The following is a 16,428-nucleotide window of genomic DNA, read 5'->3' as shown; positions in this document are numbered from 1 at the left end:
TATCGGCGACCAATAGTGCAAGATCGCGGGGCAGGGTAGGGCGGGAGGGGCGCGAGGGGCGGGAGGGGGACGGTGGGGGAGGGGTGGGTGTGGACGGTCGGGGCGAAAGGGGAGGGGGTCGCCTCAGCTTTCTGTGCGAATCTCCTGGTGGCCATTGCCGAAATCGCTTTCGGCGTTCATTGTCAGAGGTCAGGTGACATCGGTGGTGGAGGGACCACCGCTTCCTCCGCCGCGTCGCGCGGGGCACCTCCTGACGAGGAGAGCAGGGTGATCGAGAACAGCGGCCGTGCCCGGCCGGACAGGCAGCGACAAGCCCCGTCCGCCCCCGCACGCGGCAACGAAGCCGAACGGCCGGTCAGAGGTTCGGGCCGTTCGATCATGCGGGACGTCGCGGAACTGGCGGGCGTGTCGGCCCAGACGGTCTCCCGCGTCATCAACGGGCATCCGTACGTCGCCGACCACACCCGACAGCGGGTCCTGGACGCCATGCGCCAGCTCGACTACCGGTTGAATCCGGCCGCCCGCGCCCTGGTCACCCGCCGCTCCGGCACGCTCGGGATCGTCGGCTACGAGAGCCCGCTCTACGGGCCCACCTCCATGCTGTACGCCATCGAGGGCGCGGCTCGGGCCGCGGGCTACTTCGTCAGCGTCGCCAGTCTGCGGCACCTGGATCGTCGATCGGTCTTCGACGCGGTCGACTGGCTCCGCCGCCAGTCGGTCGAAGGGATCATCGCCATCGCGCCCAAGCCCGCCATGGCCGACGCCCTGGCCGAGGCGTCGTCCGGACTGCCGGCGGTGACCGTGGGCGGCGGCTGCACCGAGGCCGTACCGAGTGCGCAGATCGACAACGCCGAAGGTGCCCGGCTCGCCACCCGACACCTGCTCAACCTCGGACACACCACCGTTCACCACCTCGCCGGCCCGCAGGACTGGCCGGAGGCGCGGGAGCGGGTCGCCGGCTGGCATGCCGCGCTGCGTGCCGCCGGTGCGCCGACGCCCGCCGTGGTGCCCGGTGACTGGAGCGCCGGCACCGGCTACGAGCAGGGTGAGCGGCTCGCCCGCGACCGCAGCGTCACGGCCATCTTCTGCGCCAGTGACCAACTCGCCCTCGGTGTGCTGCGGGCGCTGCACGAGGCCGGCCGGCGGGTACCGGGTGAGGTAAGCGTGGTCGGATTCGACGGCACCGCCGACGGTGCCCACTTCCTGCCGCCGCTGACGTCGGTCCGGCAGGATTTCGCCGAGCTGGGTCGGCGCAGCCTGCGACTGTTGCTGGCACAACTCGACCGGCCCGCGTCGAAGTCGCGACCCCGCCGCGACGTACTGGTGCCGGAGTTGGTCATCCGGCGCAGCGCGGCGGCACTCTGCGACGGCGACCGCGCGGCGGCGGGCCTGACCCTGTCCGGCCCGTCACGCGGCACCTGACGCGCGGGTGCTCTCGACCTGCCGGGTGGCGGCCCGAACATGGTCGGCCGTGCCCCCTCACGCGGCACCCTGACGCCGGGCCTGCGGCACCTTCGCGTCGGGCGCGCGCGAGCCGCCAGGTGGCCTCCGAGCAAAATGCGGGCGGGACGAGCGCCGCCGGCACCAGGGTCAGTGGCGGGTGAGGGCCGGTCCGGTGGACTCGCGGACGACGAGGCGGCCCTGCTGCCGGATCACCCCACCGGTGGCGTTGCCGTCCAGCGCCGCGATGAGGTGCTGGACCGCGGTCGCGCCGAGCTGTTCGAGGTTGAGGTCCACGGTGGTCAGCGGCGGGCGGCACTCCTCGGCGAAGAGTTCCCAGTTGTCGTAGCCGACGATCGCCACGTCGTCCGGGATCTGACGGCCGAGGTCGCGCAGCGTGTCCGCGACGCCTGCGGCCACCTGGTCGTTGCCGCAGAAGATCGCGTCCACGTCCGGCCGGGCGGCCAGCAGCAGACGTGCCGCGTGCCGACCCCACCGCTGGGACCATTCGCCGAACAGCGGGTCGCCGGCCGGTACGAGACCTGCCTCGGTGAGGACCGCGCGCAGCCCGGCGGCCCGGTCGCGGGCGGCGCGGTAACTGTCCGGGCCGGTGATGTGCCCGATCCGTCGCCGACCGTGCGAGACCAGGTGTTCGGCGGCGAGTCGGGCCCCACCCTCGTCGTCGGCGACGATCGACAAGTCGTCCGGGTCGGTGGACTGGGCGTACGCGTAGACCACCGGCACCGGGATGTGCTGGGTCACCGACGGGCTCACCTCGTTGCTGTCACCGACCACGATGAATCCGTCGACCTGGCGGGCCAGCAGGGTGCGGATGTAGTGCTGGCGGCGGATGGCGTCGCCGCGCGCGTCGCAGAGCAGCACGGACATCTGCCCGTTGCCGAGGGCGTTCTCGGCACCGAGCAGGATGGACATGGCGAATCTGCCGCCCAGTTCGTCGGTGAGCAGCCCCACCGTACGGGTGCGACCGGAGATCAGCCCGGAGGCGAGCACGTTCGGTTGGAAGGACAGCTCGGCGGCGGCGCGCAGCACCCGTTCCCGGGTGGCCGAGGCGACCTCGGGGCGACCGTTGATGGCCTTGGACGCGGTGGCCATCGAGACACCAGCGTGGCGCGCCACATCACTCAGCGTCACTGATTGCGATCGTCGTCGGCCCACTCGAAAGCCTTTCGCAACAATTTCAGAAACCCGGCAGCCGTTGGCTAGCCCCACGATTCCGGCCAGCGTAGTGCGAAGACTGACACAAGCGGAAGTCCGGGGTGGGCCGAAAATCGGCCCCGGTTTTACCCGTACGACATCTTGCCGAAACCGTTTTCGTGAAGCACCCTATCGGCGGAACGTGATGGGTGCCACCTCGCCATGGCGGTGACTTCGGCGGTGGTGCGCGCAGAACCGCGTCGCGGGTCGGCTCGACCTGTCCGACGCCCGACCGTGATGTCACCGCCTTGCCCCATCCACCTGACGCGGCAACTCGACACTGCACACCTCGGCTGGCGGAGACCGCTCGGCGGTTTCGCGCCCGGTTGATGAACCCTAGGAGAGGACCATGAGCACATCCCTGGGCAGGCGGACTGCCCTACGATCGCTGGCGGGAGTCCTGGCCGCGACGCTCACCCTTGGCGTCGCGGCGTGTGGCAGCGACGAGCCGAGCGGCCCGAGCGCGGCCGACGCCGGTCCCACCGGCGTCGACGACGGCAGCGAGCTGACACTGTGGACCCGCGCGCCGCTGGAGAAGCAGGCGAAGCTGCTGGTCGACGCGTACAACGCCAGCCACCAGAACCAGGTCAAGCTCACCGTCGTACCCAACGACGACTACGTCGCCAAGGTCGGTGCGGCAGCGGGCTCCGATGGTCTGCCGGACCTCTTCGCCGCCGACATCGTCTACGTGCCGAACTGGGTGGAGCAGGGCCTCTTCCAGGACCTCAGCTCGAACATCAACGGCCTGGACTTCAAGGACTCCATCAACAAGGGACACCTGTCGGCCGGCACCCGCGAGGGCAAGGAACACGTCCTGCCCTTCGTGCTGGACCTGTCGATGCTGTTCTGGAACAAGCAGCTGTTCACCGAGGCCGGACTCGACCCGGAAAAGGCCCCGGCGTCGCTTGAGGAGTACGCCGCCGCGGCCAAGGCGATCCAGGCGATGGGCAAGGACGGCGTCTACGGCACGGCGGCCGGGCTGAACTGCGGCGGTTGCCTGCTGTTCACCTGGTTCCCGTCGATCTGGGCCGGCGGCGGCCAGGTGCTCAGTGAGGACGGTACGGAGTCCAAGCTCGCCGACGAGACCGCGCAGCAGGTCTACCGCGTCTGGCACGACCTGTGGCGCTCGGGTGCGGTGCTGCCGGCCTCGGCCGGTGAGACCGGTCCCACCTGGACCGCCGCCTTCACCGAGGGCAAGGTCGGCCTGATGTTCTACCCGGCGACGCTGCTCTCCTCGACCCCGTTCGACGCCGGGGTCGCCGGCATTCCCGGCCCCAACGGCGGTGCCTCCACCTTCGTCGGCGGCGACGGCATCGGCATCTCGAAGGACTCGAAGAAGGCCGCCCAGGCCTGGAACTTCCTCAGCTGGATGATGTCCGAGCAGGCCCAGGTCGAGGTGCTGGCCAAGAACAAGGACGTGGTCTCCCGCGCCGACCTGGCCAACAACAAGTACGCCGCCGAGGACCCGCGCCTGGTCACCATCAACGAGGTCGCCGGCAAGGGCGGCACCCCGGTCGCGCTGAACTTCCAGCAGGCGTTCAACGCGCCGAACAGCCCGTGGCTGACCCTGGTGCGCAACCAGGTCCTCAACGGCAGCGGTGACCTGAAGAAGGACAACGACGAGATCACCGCCGTACTCAAGCAGTAGCCGATCCGCCGCAGGCGTGCGCCGACCTCCCGGCCCTCTTCCGGTCGGCACACGCCTGCGGCGCGATCCGGACACCGCCCACCCGCGACCGAAGAAACGAGAGGTTTCCATGAGCGTCACCGCACCGTCTCGCCCGCCGGGTGCGGCGACACGGCGTCGCACCCGCCCGCGCGGCCGCCAAGCCCTGCTCGGCTGGCTCTACGCGACCCCGACGGCGGTCTTCGTGGTGCTGTTGTTCGCCGTGCCGCTGCTGCTGGTCATCCGGATGTCGTTGTCGAAGTGGTCGCTGCTGCGCGGAGACCAGGGCCTCAACGCCCCCGACAACTTCGTCAAGGCGGTCGACCACCGCTTCTTCACCGACTCGGTGGTGTTCACCCTCAAGTACACCGCGCTCGCGACCGTCCTGCTGCTGGCGCTCGGACTGGGACTGGCCCTGCTCGTGCAGGAGTCGAGCCGCTGGAACAACCTGCTCCGCGCGTCGTTCCTGATCCCCAGCGCCCTCGGACTGGCCTCGGCGTCGCTGCTGTTCTACGTGCTCTACTCGCCGTACGCGAGCCCGCTGGCGCCGGTGATGGAACGGTTCGGCCTCACCTTCCTCGGCTCGCCGACCGCGGCGCTGATCTCCACCACGTTCCTGATCGTCTGGCGCTACGCCGGGTTCTACATGGTGCTCATGCTCGTCGGCCTCCAGGGCATCCCGGCCGACGTGTACGAGGCCGCCCGCACCGACGGCGCCAGCCGCTGGCAGACCTTCCGGAAGGTCACCCTGCCGCTGCTGCGCCCCACGTTGGCGTTGACGACAGTGCTCTGCGTGACCGGCTCCCTGCTCGCCTTCGAGCAGTTCTACATCCTGACCAAGGGCGGCCCGGACAACAGCACGATCACCGTGGTCCAACTGATCTACATGGTGGCGTTCCAGGGCCAGAACGACCTGGGTGTGGCGGCGGCCATCTCCGTCATCGTGCTGCTGGCCCTGATCCTGATCAACGCGTTGCAGATGCGCGCCTTCCGGTCCGAGGAGAGCTGACGCCGATGACCGTCGTATCCACCACCGAATCGGCCGTCACCGACGGACCCGCGCCGCCGACACCCTCGCGGCACGAGAGTCGGAAGAAGACCGAGGGCATGACCATCGCCGGCATCGCCCTGCGTACGCCGTACTGGGTGTTCACCGGGGCGGTCGCGCTGATCTTCCTGGCGCCGCTGGTCTGGACGGCCGTCGCCTCGGTCTCCCCGCAGCCCGGCACGAACCAGGTGGACGGCTGGGGGTTCGGCAACTACCGCACGCTCGCCGCCTACCAGGCCGGCATCTGGCGCTACCTCGCCAACTCCGCCTTCGTCTCGCTGCTCACGGTCACCCTGACGCTGCTGATCTCCTTCCTCGGCGGGTACGCCTTCGCGCGGTTCCGCTTCCCCGGGAAGAACCTGCTCTTCCTGGTCACGCTCGCCATCCTGATGGTCCCGTACGCGACCCTGCTGATCCCGCTCTACGTGCTGCTCAACCAGGTCGGTCTGCAGAACTCCCTGGTCGGCGTGGCGCTCGTGCTCACGATGTTCCAGCTGCCGTTCTCCACCTTCCTGATGCGCATCTCCTTCGAAGCGGTGCCACGCGAACTCGACGAGGCCGCGATGGTCGACGGCTGCTCCTCGTTCGGCGCGCTGTGGCGGGTGCTGTTGCCCGCCGTCAAGCCGGGCCTGATCACCGTCGGGCTGTTCGGGTTCCTCGCCGCGTGGAACGACTTCATGGCCCCACTCATCCTGATCAACGACTCGGAGCGGATGACCCTCCCGCTCGCGGTGTCGAATCTGCGTGGCCAGGTCCAGGGTGTCGTCGACTACGGGGCGACCGAGGCGGGCGTGGTCGTGCTCGCCCTTCCGTGCATCGTCCTGTTCCTCCTGCTCCAACGACACTACGTGCGCGGCTTCATGTCCGGCGCGCTGAAAGGATGACCATGAGCGGCAACGCGCATTCGGCCGCACCCGTTCTGCCGGCCCAGGGCCGCCTGCGGCCCCTCGATCTGCGGGACGTGGAGATCACCGGCGGGTTCTGGGGTGAGCGCCAGTCGATCAACGGCGAGGCCACACTCCGGCACATCGAGCACTGGCTCGAGCGTGAGGGCTGGATCCGCAACTTCGACCTGACCGCGAACGGGGGCGACCCCGCTGAGCGCCGGGGACGCGAGTTCTCCGACTCCGAGGTCTACAAGTTCCTGGAGGCCATGGCCTGGGAGATCGGCCGGACCGACGACGCGGAACTGGAGTCGCGGTTCCGCGCGATCGTGCGGCGGGTCGGCGCGGCCCAGCAGCCCGACGGCTACCTGAACACCAGGTTCGGTCGGCCGGGGCAGGCGCCGCGCTGGTCCGACCTGGAATGGGGCCACGAACTCTACTGCGTCGGACATCTGCTGCAGGCCGCGGTCGCCCGGGTCCGGACCCGCCCCGACGCCGACGACGGGCTGCTCGACATCGCCTGCCGGGCCGCCGACAACGTGTGCCGGACCTTCGGACGGGACGGCATCGACAGCGTCTGTGGGCACGCGGAGATCGAGACCGCGCTGGTGGAGTTCGCCCGCGCCACCGGCCAGGAGCGCTACCTGACCCAGGCCGCCCTCTTCGTCGACCGGCGCGGTCACGGCCGACTCGCCGACGTGGAGTTCGGTCGCGAGTACTTCCAGGACGACCAGCCGGTCCGGCAGGCCACGGTGCTGCGCGGCCACGCGGTACGGGCGAACTACCTCGCCGCCGGCGCGGTCGACGTCGCCGTCGAGGTGAAGGACGCCGGCCTGCTGGACGCGGTGCGTGGCCAGTGGCGCAACACGGTGTCGCGGCGTACCTACGTCACCGGGGGACAGGGCTCCCGGCACCAGGACGAGGCGTTCGGCGGTGACTGGATGCTGCCCCCCGACCGCGCCTACTCGGAGACCTGCGCGGGCATCGGCTCGGTGATGCTGGCCTGGCGGCTGCTGCTCGCCGACGGCGACCCCCGGTACGCCGACCTGATCGAGCGGACGCTGTTCAACGTGGTGTCGACCTCCCCGGCGGCCGACGGGCAGAGCTTCTTCTACACGAACACCCTGCACCGTCGGGAACTCGGCACCACTCCCGACACCGACCGGCCCAGCCTGCGGGCGGCGGCGTCACTGCGGGCGCCCTGGTTCGAGGTGTCCTGCTGCCCGACCAACGTGGCCCGCACCCTGGCCAGCCTGTCGGCGTACGTCGCGACCTGCGACGACGACGGGCTGCAGGTGCACCAGTACCTGACCGGCACGGTCGAGCAGCACCTCGCCGACGGGCGCAGCCGGCGGGTGCACATCACGACCGAATACCCGTACGACGGTCAGATCCGGGTACGGGTCGACAGCGACGACGAGCACCCCTGGTCGCTGTCGTTGCGGGTGCCCGGGTGGGCCGACCAGGGGGCGACGGTGACCCTCGACGGGGTGGCCCGGCCGGTGGCTGCGGGCGTGTTCACCGAGCACCGGGCGTGGCGGCGCGGCGACGAGATGGTGCTGCGGCTGCCGATGGCGCCCCGGTTCGTGCACCCGGACAGCCGCATCGACGCGGTGCGCGGCTGTGTCGCGGTGGAGCGCGGCCCACTGGTGTACGCCCTGGAGTCGGTGGACGTGCCGGGCGTGGCAAGCGTCGACGACCTCCGCGTCGACGTCACCCGACCGCCGCGGCTACGCGACGGTCAGGTCCTCGTGCGGTGCCGCCAGGTCCGCGGGCAGGAACACGACTGGCCGTACCGGGCCGACGCCGCCGAGTCGGCGCCGGTGCCGGTCGACGAGTTCGACGACGTGCCACTGGTGCCGTACCACGCCTGGGCCAACCGTGGGCCCTCCACCATGCGGGTCTGGCTCCCCACCGACACCGCCCTGCGGGAACCGGCGCCGGGGCAGCCCTGATGTTAGCGCTCACAGCGGTCGATGACCGATGACGACAAGCCGTTCGAACCACCGCCACAGGTGCGACCGGGCGCCTCACCCGCCCCCGCGCCGAGAACAAGGAGGAAGGAAATGATCCGTAGACGCGTACGAAGGGCGCCCCTCTGGGCAGCCCTTGCCGCGCTCGTGGTGACAGGGTCGGTCGCCGTACCGTCCCCGGCCCACGCGGCGAGCCCGATCCTGCCCGGCAACGAGGGCGACGTCGGGGTTTACACAAACGGACAGAGCCACGTCATGGACATCGGTGACCCGGTGTACAGCAACGTCGGCGACGTCGCCAACCAGCTGCGGCCCGGAGTCCCGTTCACCGCGGGCAGCATGCACCAGTCGATCTTCGACAAGGACCTCGCCGCCGGCGGCACCGACTACTACCTCGACCGCATTCTCGGCGTGCAGGGCGCCCTCGGGTCAGCGGTGCTGATGACCCGAGGCCGTTCGCTGTACATGCGGGGCGCGAGCAACAACAACTTCACAGTCATGGGCTTCGCCGGCAGCGCGTTCGTCGGCGGCCCCAACAACCTCGGCAACCTCTACACCGTCACGGTGCCCGGACAGACCGTCAGCGAGGTCAACGCCCACCGGTTCAACGCGCCCAGCCACGCCAGGAGCCGCTACACCATCGGCGCCACCGGGGTCACCGCGAACCTGACCAAGTTCATCACCTACGACAACGTGGCGGTCACCGCCATCGAGTTCACCAACCCCGGCGACGAGGCGGCCACCTTCACCGTCCGCGCCGCGTCACCGCTGGCCACCCAGGCGGCCGGCGAGGCCGCGCTGACCGGCACCCGCACCATCACCAGCGGCTCCAACAACGGCCTGGTCGACACGGCGTGGGACACCGTCCGCATCGACCTGACCGGTGCCGGCTTCACCCGTAGCGGCAGCAACCTGGACCGGGAGATCACCGTCCCGGCCGGCGGCTCGACGTCGCTGTCGGTCGTCGGCGCGGTCTCCTCGGCCACCCTGCCGGAGACGGTGCAGAGCTACCAGGAGTACGCCGAACTGTCGCCGGCGCAGGCCGTACGCACCGGCATCACCGAGTTCAACCGCCGCTGGGCGCAGGACGTCCCCTACATCGACGTGCCCGACCCGGCGTTGGAGAAGGCGATCGTCTACCGCTGGTGGGGTGAGCGGTACAACTCCCTCGACGCCAACGCCTCCGGCCACGTCTACCAGTACCCGACGACGATCGAGGGGGTGAACCTCTACCAGAACGCCGTCGCGCTGACCCAGCCGATGCACCTGCAGGACACCAAGTGGCTGCGTACGCCGTACCTGCCGTACGGGCAGATCCTCAACATCGGTGAGCTGTCCGGCTCGTCGGCCTTCCTGGACAGCCCGGGGCACACCAGCTGGAACAACCACTACTCGCAGTACCTCGGCACCGCCGGGCTCGAGGCGTACAACGTGCACGGTGGTGGCAAGGACATCGCCCGCAAGTTCGCCGGGTACTTCGAGGGCGACGGCGTCGGCCAGCTCGAACACTACGACGGCAACAACGACAAGCTGATCGCGTACGACACCAACTACATGCCGGGCAACGACGCCGACGCCATCACCTTCGGCTACCCGAGGTCCAACGCCGGCGCCCCCGGCGCGCGGACCATCGAGCGGCCCGAGTCGGCGTACGTCTGGGGTGCCTTCGACGCGGCCCGGCAGCTCTACCAGCTCGCCGACGCCGACCAGGCCAAGGTCGACGAGATGGCGACAAACGCCGACCAGATCCGCGCCGCGATCCTCAACCGGCTGTGGAGCCCGGACATGCGGATGTTCCTGGCCGGCACGTCGCACGGCGCGACCAGCGCGGCCAGCGCCAACGGGCGGGCCAACCCGCTGCCCGCGTCGGCCCGCACCCTGATCCCGGCCAAGGAGTCGAACCTCTACGACATCTACGCCGAGAACCTGATCCCGAAGGACCAGTGGCAGACCTACGTCGACGGCTTCCGGTTCCTGACCTACGGCGACAACTTCCCGATCTTCCCGTTCTACACCGCGAACCAGTACGACCGCGCCGCCTACGGAATCGGCGGCTCGAACAACTTCTCCAACATCAACTTCACGGTGCAGTACCGCGGTGTCCGCTCCGCCCTGCGGCACTACGACCCGGAGCAGAAGTACATCACCCCGGCGTACGCCAAGCGGCTGCTGGACTGGATGGCCTGGAGCATCTACCCGAACGCGGACATGCGGATCGCGAACCAGGCGGAGTACTACTCCAACTGGAACCCGAACACCCGCACCTACAACCGCAACAACCAGAACCACATCATGCTCGGCAACATGAACTACATCTTCATCGAGGACATGGCGGGCATCCAGCCGCGTTCCGATGACAAGATCGAGCTCTGGCCGATCGAGTTCGGGTACGACCACTTCATGGTCAACAACCTGCGGTACCACGGTCAGGACGTGACGATCGTCTGGGACCCGGACGGCAGCGAGTACGGCCTCGGCGCCGGTTACAGCCTGTTCATCAACGGGGAGAAGAAGGTAAGCACCGACAAGCTCGGCAAGCTCACCTACGACCCGAACACCAACCAGGTCCAGGCCGCAGAGGGGCTCACCGTCACCTTCACCGCGACCGAAGGGACCGACTTCCCGGCCGCAGTGGACACCCCGATCGCCGACGAGCGGGTGGTGGGTTACCTCAAGACCGCCGGCATCGACCTCACCGAGGACGCGCCGAACCTGGCGCAGGGCGCGCAGCTCAGCTCGTCGTACACCCAGCAGGGGGTGCGGCCCACGCCGTGGCGGCAGTTCCACACGCCCGGCTGGAGCAGCACCTCGATGAACTACACCCCCGGCGCGATCTCGGTGACCGAGCGTCCGGTGTCGCTGGCGGCCGTCACCGACGGTGTCACCGCCAACGAGCCCTACTGGGGCAACTACGGCACCACCGACCGCAACGGCTACGTCGAGTTGGACCTGGGTGCGGCGAAGTCCTTCGACAACGTGAAGGTCTTCTTCGTCAGCGACCGGCAGGCCGGCGGCTACCGGGAACCCGCCCGCTGGTGGATCCAGGTGCCCGACGGCAACGGCGGCTGGCGGGAGGTGCCGAACCAGTTCAAGAACCCGACGGTGCCGTCGGCGAAGTTCAACGAGGCGCTGTTCGACACCGTCACGTCGAGCAAGGTCCGCATCGCCTTCACCAACAACCCGACCTTCTTCACCGCCATCTCCGAGATCCAGGTCTTCGACTCGGGGCGGGACGTGCCGGAGGTCACCAACCAGGCGCCGGTCGTCACCGCCGCCCGGGACAACTCGACCGACGGCAACCTGTCCACCCGACTGGTCGCCACCGCCACCGACGACGGCATCCCGTACGACAACGACCTGACCTTCGGCTGGGAGACCGTCTCCACGCCGGAGGGTGCCGGCGTCATCTTCGCCGACGCGCAGGCGTTGTCCACCCGGGTCACCGGCACGATCGCCGGCGACTATGTGTTCCGGTTCTTCGCCGACGACGGCGAGAAGCGGTCGACGACCACCGTCGCGGTGACCCTCACCGAGCGGGAGGTCAGCGCAGAGTTCGGTGCCTCGGCGACGATCAGCACCAGCGGCACCGCCTCGTGGGAGAACCACTCCCGGGTCAACGCGCCCACCAACCCGGCCAACTCGAACCCGGGCACCGGCCAGGGTTGGGGCAACTGGGGTCAGCCGGCCAACGGCACCAGCCTCGACCGCCAGGCGTGGATCCAGTACCGCTGGGACGCGCCGGTGCGCCTGTCCTCGACGGACATCTACTGGTACGACGACAACGGCGGCACCCGCCGCCCCGCCGCCGGCACGTACGCCATCGAATGGTCGACGAACGGCAGCACCTGGACGCCGGTCACCCTCACCGGTGACTCGACGTACGCCGGTGGGCTGGCCACCAACCGCTACAACCACTTCGATTTCGCGCCGATCACCGCCAGTCACCTGCGCATCCGCATCTGGGGCGTGCAGGGCAGCGGGGCCGGCACCGGCGTCCTGCGGTGGCGGGCCAACGGCGAGACCGTCGACTCGGTGCGCTCGCCGGTGCTCATCCGCACCGGCGTGGGGCAGGTGCCGACCCTGCCGGCCACGCTCGACGCGGTCTACGCCAGCGGCGCCCGCGGCACTGTGGCGTTCAACTGGCAGGAGATCACGCCCGAGCAGGTGGCGGAGCCGAACGTGGATCCGTTCGTGGTCTACGGCACCAACGACGCGTACGGCCTGATCGCCGAGGCCCGCATCTACGTGCGGCCGGAGATGTCCACCGGCGGCATCTCGATCCAGGGTGCCGAGACCTTCGAGCAGGCCGTCGAGGTGGGCGAGCTGCCCTGGCTGCCGGAGAAGGTGTCGGTCTCCTACAACGACGGTTCCCGGGACAACCAGGCCATCGGGGTCGAGTGGAACTTCGACGAGAACATCGTCAACGTCCCCGGCCGGTACACCATCATCGGTGACCTGGTCCTGCCGCCGTACGTCAGCCAGGCCGGGGCCACCCGGACCACGCTGACCCTCACCGTGGGCAACCCGCCCGAGACGCCGACCTGGGACGTCGAGGTGCAGGCCAGCACCCGCTGCACCGGCCGCAACGTCTACGTCACGGTCAACGCCCGCAACGCCGGGAACGTGCCGCTCACCATCGAGCTGGTCACGCCGTACGGGTCGCGGACGATCGCCGACGTGGCGTCCGGCAAGTCCGCCTTCCAGGCGTTCAACACCCGCGCCACATCGGTGCAGGCGGCCACGGCGACGGTGAAGGCCACCGGAATCGTCGACGGCGAGCCGGTCACCGTGGAGTTCGAGGCACCGTTCGGCGCGCTCACCTGCGGCTGACCTCCCCTGGTGGCGGCGTCGGCGCATCGGCGCCGCCACCATTCACCCGTCCCGTGAGGAGATGGACACCGTGAACACCACCGTGGGGCGGCACACCGCTCCACCCTCGCGCCACCGTCCACGTCGGGCGGTCGCCGTGGCGGCGGTCGTCGGGCTCGTCGCCGCCGGCCTGACCGGCATCGCCAGCCCGGCGCAGGCCGCCGAACCCGAGTCGTACACCTTCACCAACACCGTCAACCCGATCCTCGGTGACGGCAGCTACTACTCCGCCGACCCGGCGCCGCTCGTCGTGCCGGCCGGTGCCCTCGGCAACCCGGGCCAGGCGGATCAGCTCTACATCTACACCGGCCACGACCAGGCCGGACCAGCCACCAACGACTTCATCATGAACGAGTGGGGGGCGTTGCGCAGCACCGACGTCGAGTCGGGCCAGTGGACGCACTTCCCGTCGTTGATGCGCCCGGAGACCACGTTCGCCTGGGCGACCCCCGGCCGGGCGTACGCCGGTCAGGTGGTCCGGGGCGTGGACGGCCGCTACTACTGGTACGTCCCGATCCACGAGCGGGACAGCCCGGCGTCGGACAAGTTCGCCATCGGCGTGGCCGTCTCGTCGAGCCCGACCGGCCCGTGGACCGACCACGCGGGCGGACCGATCGTCTCGCAGCGGGTGCCCACCGCCAACACCATCCACAACATCGACCCGACGATCCTCGTCGACGGCGAAGGCCCCGACCAGCGGGTCTACCTGTGGTGGGGTTCGTTCAGCCAACTGCGGATGCTCGAACTCGGCCAGGACATGAAGACGCCGATCGGTGCGGTGCGGACCGTCACCGGGCTGACCGGCTTCTTCGAGGGCGCCTGGGCCTTCAAGCGCAACGGCACCTACTACCTGGCGTACGCCGGCAACAACGCCGGCCCGACCTCGCAGTGCACCCCGGCGAACTACCACGCCTGCCTGGCCTACGCGACGGCGTCGTCGCCGCAGGGCCCGTGGACCTACCGGGGCACGTTCCTGCGGCCGGTCTCCTCGACCACCAGCCACCCGGGCGTGGTGGAGTTCGACGGGCGGTGGTACCTCGCGTACCACACCGCCGACGCCGTCGGCGGCGGTCACTTCCGCCGGTCGGTGGCGATCGACCCGCTGGAGTGGGACGACACGCAGAACCCGCCCCGGATCAAGCTGGTCACCCCGACCCCGGCCAAGGGCCGTGACCTCACCCCCCGGCCGAACATCGCCCAGGAGGCGCGGGTCACCGTCTCCAACGAGCCGGTACCCACCCAGTACTGGGTGAAGGCGCTCAACGACGAGATCGTCCGACGCAACCCGTTGCCGCCGGACATGTGGGGCACCTGGACCGGCAACCACCCGCCGCAGCAGTGGGTGCAGTACACCTGGGACCAGCCGATGCGGATCAACGGTTCGCAGATCGAGTTCTGGAACGACCAGCCGCAGGGCACAGGGGTCGGGGTGGCCGCCCCCGCCCGCTGGCGCATCCAGTACTGGAACCTCGACACCGGGCAGTGGGCCGACGTACCGAACCCGAGCGGCTACCCGACCGGCACCCAGGGCTTCCAGAACACCACTTTCGACCCGGTGACCACCACGCAGGTCCGGGCGGTCTTCGACGCCTCGACGAACGGCAGCACCTACTCCGCGGTGGCGGTCGAGGAATGGAAGGTCCTCGCCGCGCAGCCGGAGACGGTCAGCGCGCCGGCGATGACTGTGGAGGTGGGGGAGACCGACCTGCCGGACACCCTGCCGGTGTCCTTCGGTGCCGAGACGCTGCGCGTGCCGGTCTACTGGGACGAGGTCACGCCGGACGACGTGGCGACGCCCCGGACCTTCACCATCTCCGGCACCGTGCTCGGCTACGCCGCCGGGCGGGTCTCCGCACAGCTCACCGTGATCTCCCCGGACGACACCGAGGGGGACGAGACCGCACCGACGGTGAGGCTCACGCCCAGTGGCAGCGCCGGCAGCGCGGGCTGGTTCCGCTCGGCGGTGCGGGTGCGGGTCGCCGGCGTCGACGACCGGGGCGGCCGGTTGAGCATCTCCTCGCGGGTCGACGACGGCGAACCGGCCGTCGTGAACGACGTGCGGCACGTCGACGTCACCGTCACCGGCGACGGCGAGCACACCGTCACGGCGACCGCGACCGACCGTGCCGGCAACGTCTCGACGCCGGCCAGTCTCGCCGTACGCATCGACGCCGTCGCGCCGGTCAGCACGGCGACCGTGCACGGCACCACTCGTACGGTCACGGTGACCGCGACCGACGCGACCTCCGGGGTGGCCCGGATCGAGTACGCCATCGGTACTGGCGGGTGGCAGACCTACACCGGTCCGGTCGCGGCACCGGACGCCAACCGGCACACCCTGTCGTTCCGGGCGCTCGACGTGGCCGGGAACCTGGAAACCGCCAAGACGGTGGCCATCCCGGCGGACCTGTCCGGGCCGCTGACCGGCAACATCGCACCGATCGCCACCCCGGCCGCCTCCTACACGGCGAGCTGGAACAGCCTCACCGCGCTCAACGACAACGCCGACCCGACCAACCCGGGCCAGGCCCAGATCTGGGGCACCTGGTCCGGCACCCGGCCGACCACCCAGTGGGTGCAGTACACCTGGTCGCGTCCGGTACGGATCACCGGGACCGAGCTGAAGTTCTGGCGCGACTCCAACCAGGGCTCCGGCGACGGTGTCGCCCAACCCGACGGCTGGGTGCTGCAGTACTGGGACGAGACCGGCGCGTCCTGGCGCGACGTGACGGGCGCCACCGGCTACGGCACCAGCACCACCGCCTTCAACACCGTTTCCTTCGACCCGGTCACCACCTCGCGGGTGCGGGCCACGATCCGGGCCAACGGCAACGGCACGACCTGGTCGGCGGTGGCGATCACCGAGTGGCGGGTCTTCGCCGACGACCCGGGTGTCGTACCGGAGCTGCCGGTGACGGTGACCGCGCAGCCGCGATGCGTGGCCGGCAGGGCGTACCTGGCGGTGCAGGTCCGCAACGACCACGACGCGCCGGTCGACGTCACCGTGCAGACCGCGTACGGCGAACGTGTCTTCGCCGCCGTGGCACCCGGTGGCAACGCCTACCAGCAGTTCACCACCCGTACCGCCTCCATGCCGGCCGGTACGGCGACCGTCCGCGTCAGCGGCTCGGTCGACGGCAGGGACGTGACGACCGTCGTCACCGCGCAACACACCGGCGTCGACTGCGCCGCCGATCCCCGACAAGCCCAGTAATCACAGACGACGAACGGAGACATTGATGAACACATGGGGTCGTAAGCGGCTGCTGGCCGCCGGTGCGTCCGGTGCCCTGCTGGCCGGTGTGGTGGCGGTGGGTTCGCCCGCCTTCGCCG

Annotated in this window: 8 protein-coding genes; 7 read left to right on the top strand and 1 reads right to left on the bottom strand. The window is 70.0% G+C overall.

Annotation, left to right across the window (positions count from 1 at the left end; all coding sequences use genetic code 11):
• The first annotated feature begins 378 nt into the window (after positions 1-378).
• Positions 379-1,422, top strand: a complete 1,044-nt coding sequence (locus tag C1A38_RS28205) for a LacI family DNA-binding transcriptional regulator (RefSeq protein ID WP_233197073.1) — start codon at positions 379-381, stop codon at positions 1,420-1,422.
• A 168-nt stretch (positions 1,423-1,590) separates the two neighbouring features.
• Here the strand turns inward: C1A38_RS28205 and C1A38_RS28200 are convergent, their stop codons facing one another.
• Positions 1,591-2,616, bottom strand: a complete 1,026-nt coding sequence (locus C1A38_RS28200) for a LacI family DNA-binding transcriptional regulator (protein ID WP_102660732.1) — start codon at positions 2,614-2,616, stop codon at positions 1,591-1,593.
• A 388-nt stretch (positions 2,617-3,004) separates the two neighbouring features.
• Here C1A38_RS28200 and C1A38_RS28195 point away from each other — a divergent pair, with 388 nt between their 5' ends.
• The 6 genes from C1A38_RS28195 to C1A38_RS28170 all read left to right on the top strand — a co-directional run bounded on the left by C1A38_RS28195 (position 3,005) and on the right by C1A38_RS28170 (position 16,309).
• Positions 3,005-4,303, top strand: coding sequence for an ABC transporter substrate-binding protein (locus C1A38_RS28195; protein ID WP_102660731.1), 1,299 nt, complete (start codon positions 3,005-3,007; stop codon positions 4,301-4,303).
• 109 nt (positions 4,304-4,412) lie between these two features.
• Positions 4,413-5,330 carry a carbohydrate ABC transporter permease gene (locus tag C1A38_RS28190; RefSeq protein WP_102660730.1) on the top strand — a complete coding sequence of 306 codons (918 nt, stop codon included), beginning with the start codon at positions 4,413-4,415 and terminating at the stop codon, positions 5,328-5,330.
• 5 nt (positions 5,331-5,335) lie between these two features.
• Positions 5,336-6,253 (top strand): carbohydrate ABC transporter permease, encoded by a 918-nt coding sequence (locus C1A38_RS28185; RefSeq protein WP_102660729.1) that lies wholly within the window; start codon positions 5,336-5,338, stop codon positions 6,251-6,253.
• A gap of 2 nt (positions 6,254-6,255) precedes the next feature.
• Positions 6,256-8,208, top strand: coding sequence for a glycoside hydrolase family 127 protein (locus C1A38_RS28180; RefSeq protein WP_102660728.1), 1,953 nt, complete (start codon positions 6,256-6,258; stop codon positions 8,206-8,208).
• 111 nt (positions 8,209-8,319) lie between these two features.
• The gene (locus C1A38_RS28175) at positions 8,320-13,056 is read left to right on the top strand and encodes a discoidin domain-containing protein (protein WP_233197072.1); all 4,737 of its coding nucleotides are present in this window, start codon (positions 8,320-8,322) and stop codon (positions 13,054-13,056) included.
• 61 nt (positions 13,057-13,117) lie between these two features.
• A complete protein-coding gene (locus C1A38_RS28170) occupies positions 13,118-16,309 on the top strand; it encodes an OmpL47-type beta-barrel domain-containing protein (RefSeq protein WP_102660727.1) in 3,192 nt (1,063 codons plus the stop codon).
• Positions 16,310-16,428 lie beyond the last annotated feature (119 nt).

This window comes from Verrucosispora sp. ts21 (genome assembly GCF_002879555.1).
GTDB lineage: Bacteria > Actinomycetota > Actinomycetes > Mycobacteriales > Micromonosporaceae > Micromonospora > Micromonospora gifhornensis.
Note: the sequence above shows the minus strand (reverse complement) of the source record. Positions and strands in the feature narration are given on the sequence as shown.

What these genes read in the sequence shown, in the direction of transcription:
- C1A38_RS28205 (WP_233197073.1), top strand. Translation starts at nt 379, where the DNA reads ATGCGGGACGTCGCGGAACTGGCGGGCGTGTCGGCCCAGACGGTCTCC.
- C1A38_RS28195 (WP_102660731.1), top strand. Translation starts at nt 3,005, where the DNA reads ATGAGCACATCCCTGGGCAGGCGGACTGCCCTACGATCGCTGGCGGGA.
- C1A38_RS28190 (WP_102660730.1), top strand. Translation starts at nt 4,413, where the DNA reads ATGAGCGTCACCGCACCGTCTCGCCCGCCGGGTGCGGCGACACGGCGT.
- C1A38_RS28185 (WP_102660729.1), top strand. Translation starts at nt 5,336, where the DNA reads ATGACCGTCGTATCCACCACCGAATCGGCCGTCACCGACGGACCCGCG.
- C1A38_RS28180 (WP_102660728.1), top strand. Translation starts at nt 6,256, where the DNA reads ATGAGCGGCAACGCGCATTCGGCCGCACCCGTTCTGCCGGCCCAGGGC.
- C1A38_RS28175 (WP_233197072.1), top strand. Translation starts at nt 8,320, where the DNA reads ATGATCCGTAGACGCGTACGAAGGGCGCCCCTCTGGGCAGCCCTTGCC.
- C1A38_RS28170 (WP_102660727.1), top strand. Translation starts at nt 13,118, where the DNA reads ATGGACACCGTGAACACCACCGTGGGGCGGCACACCGCTCCACCCTCG.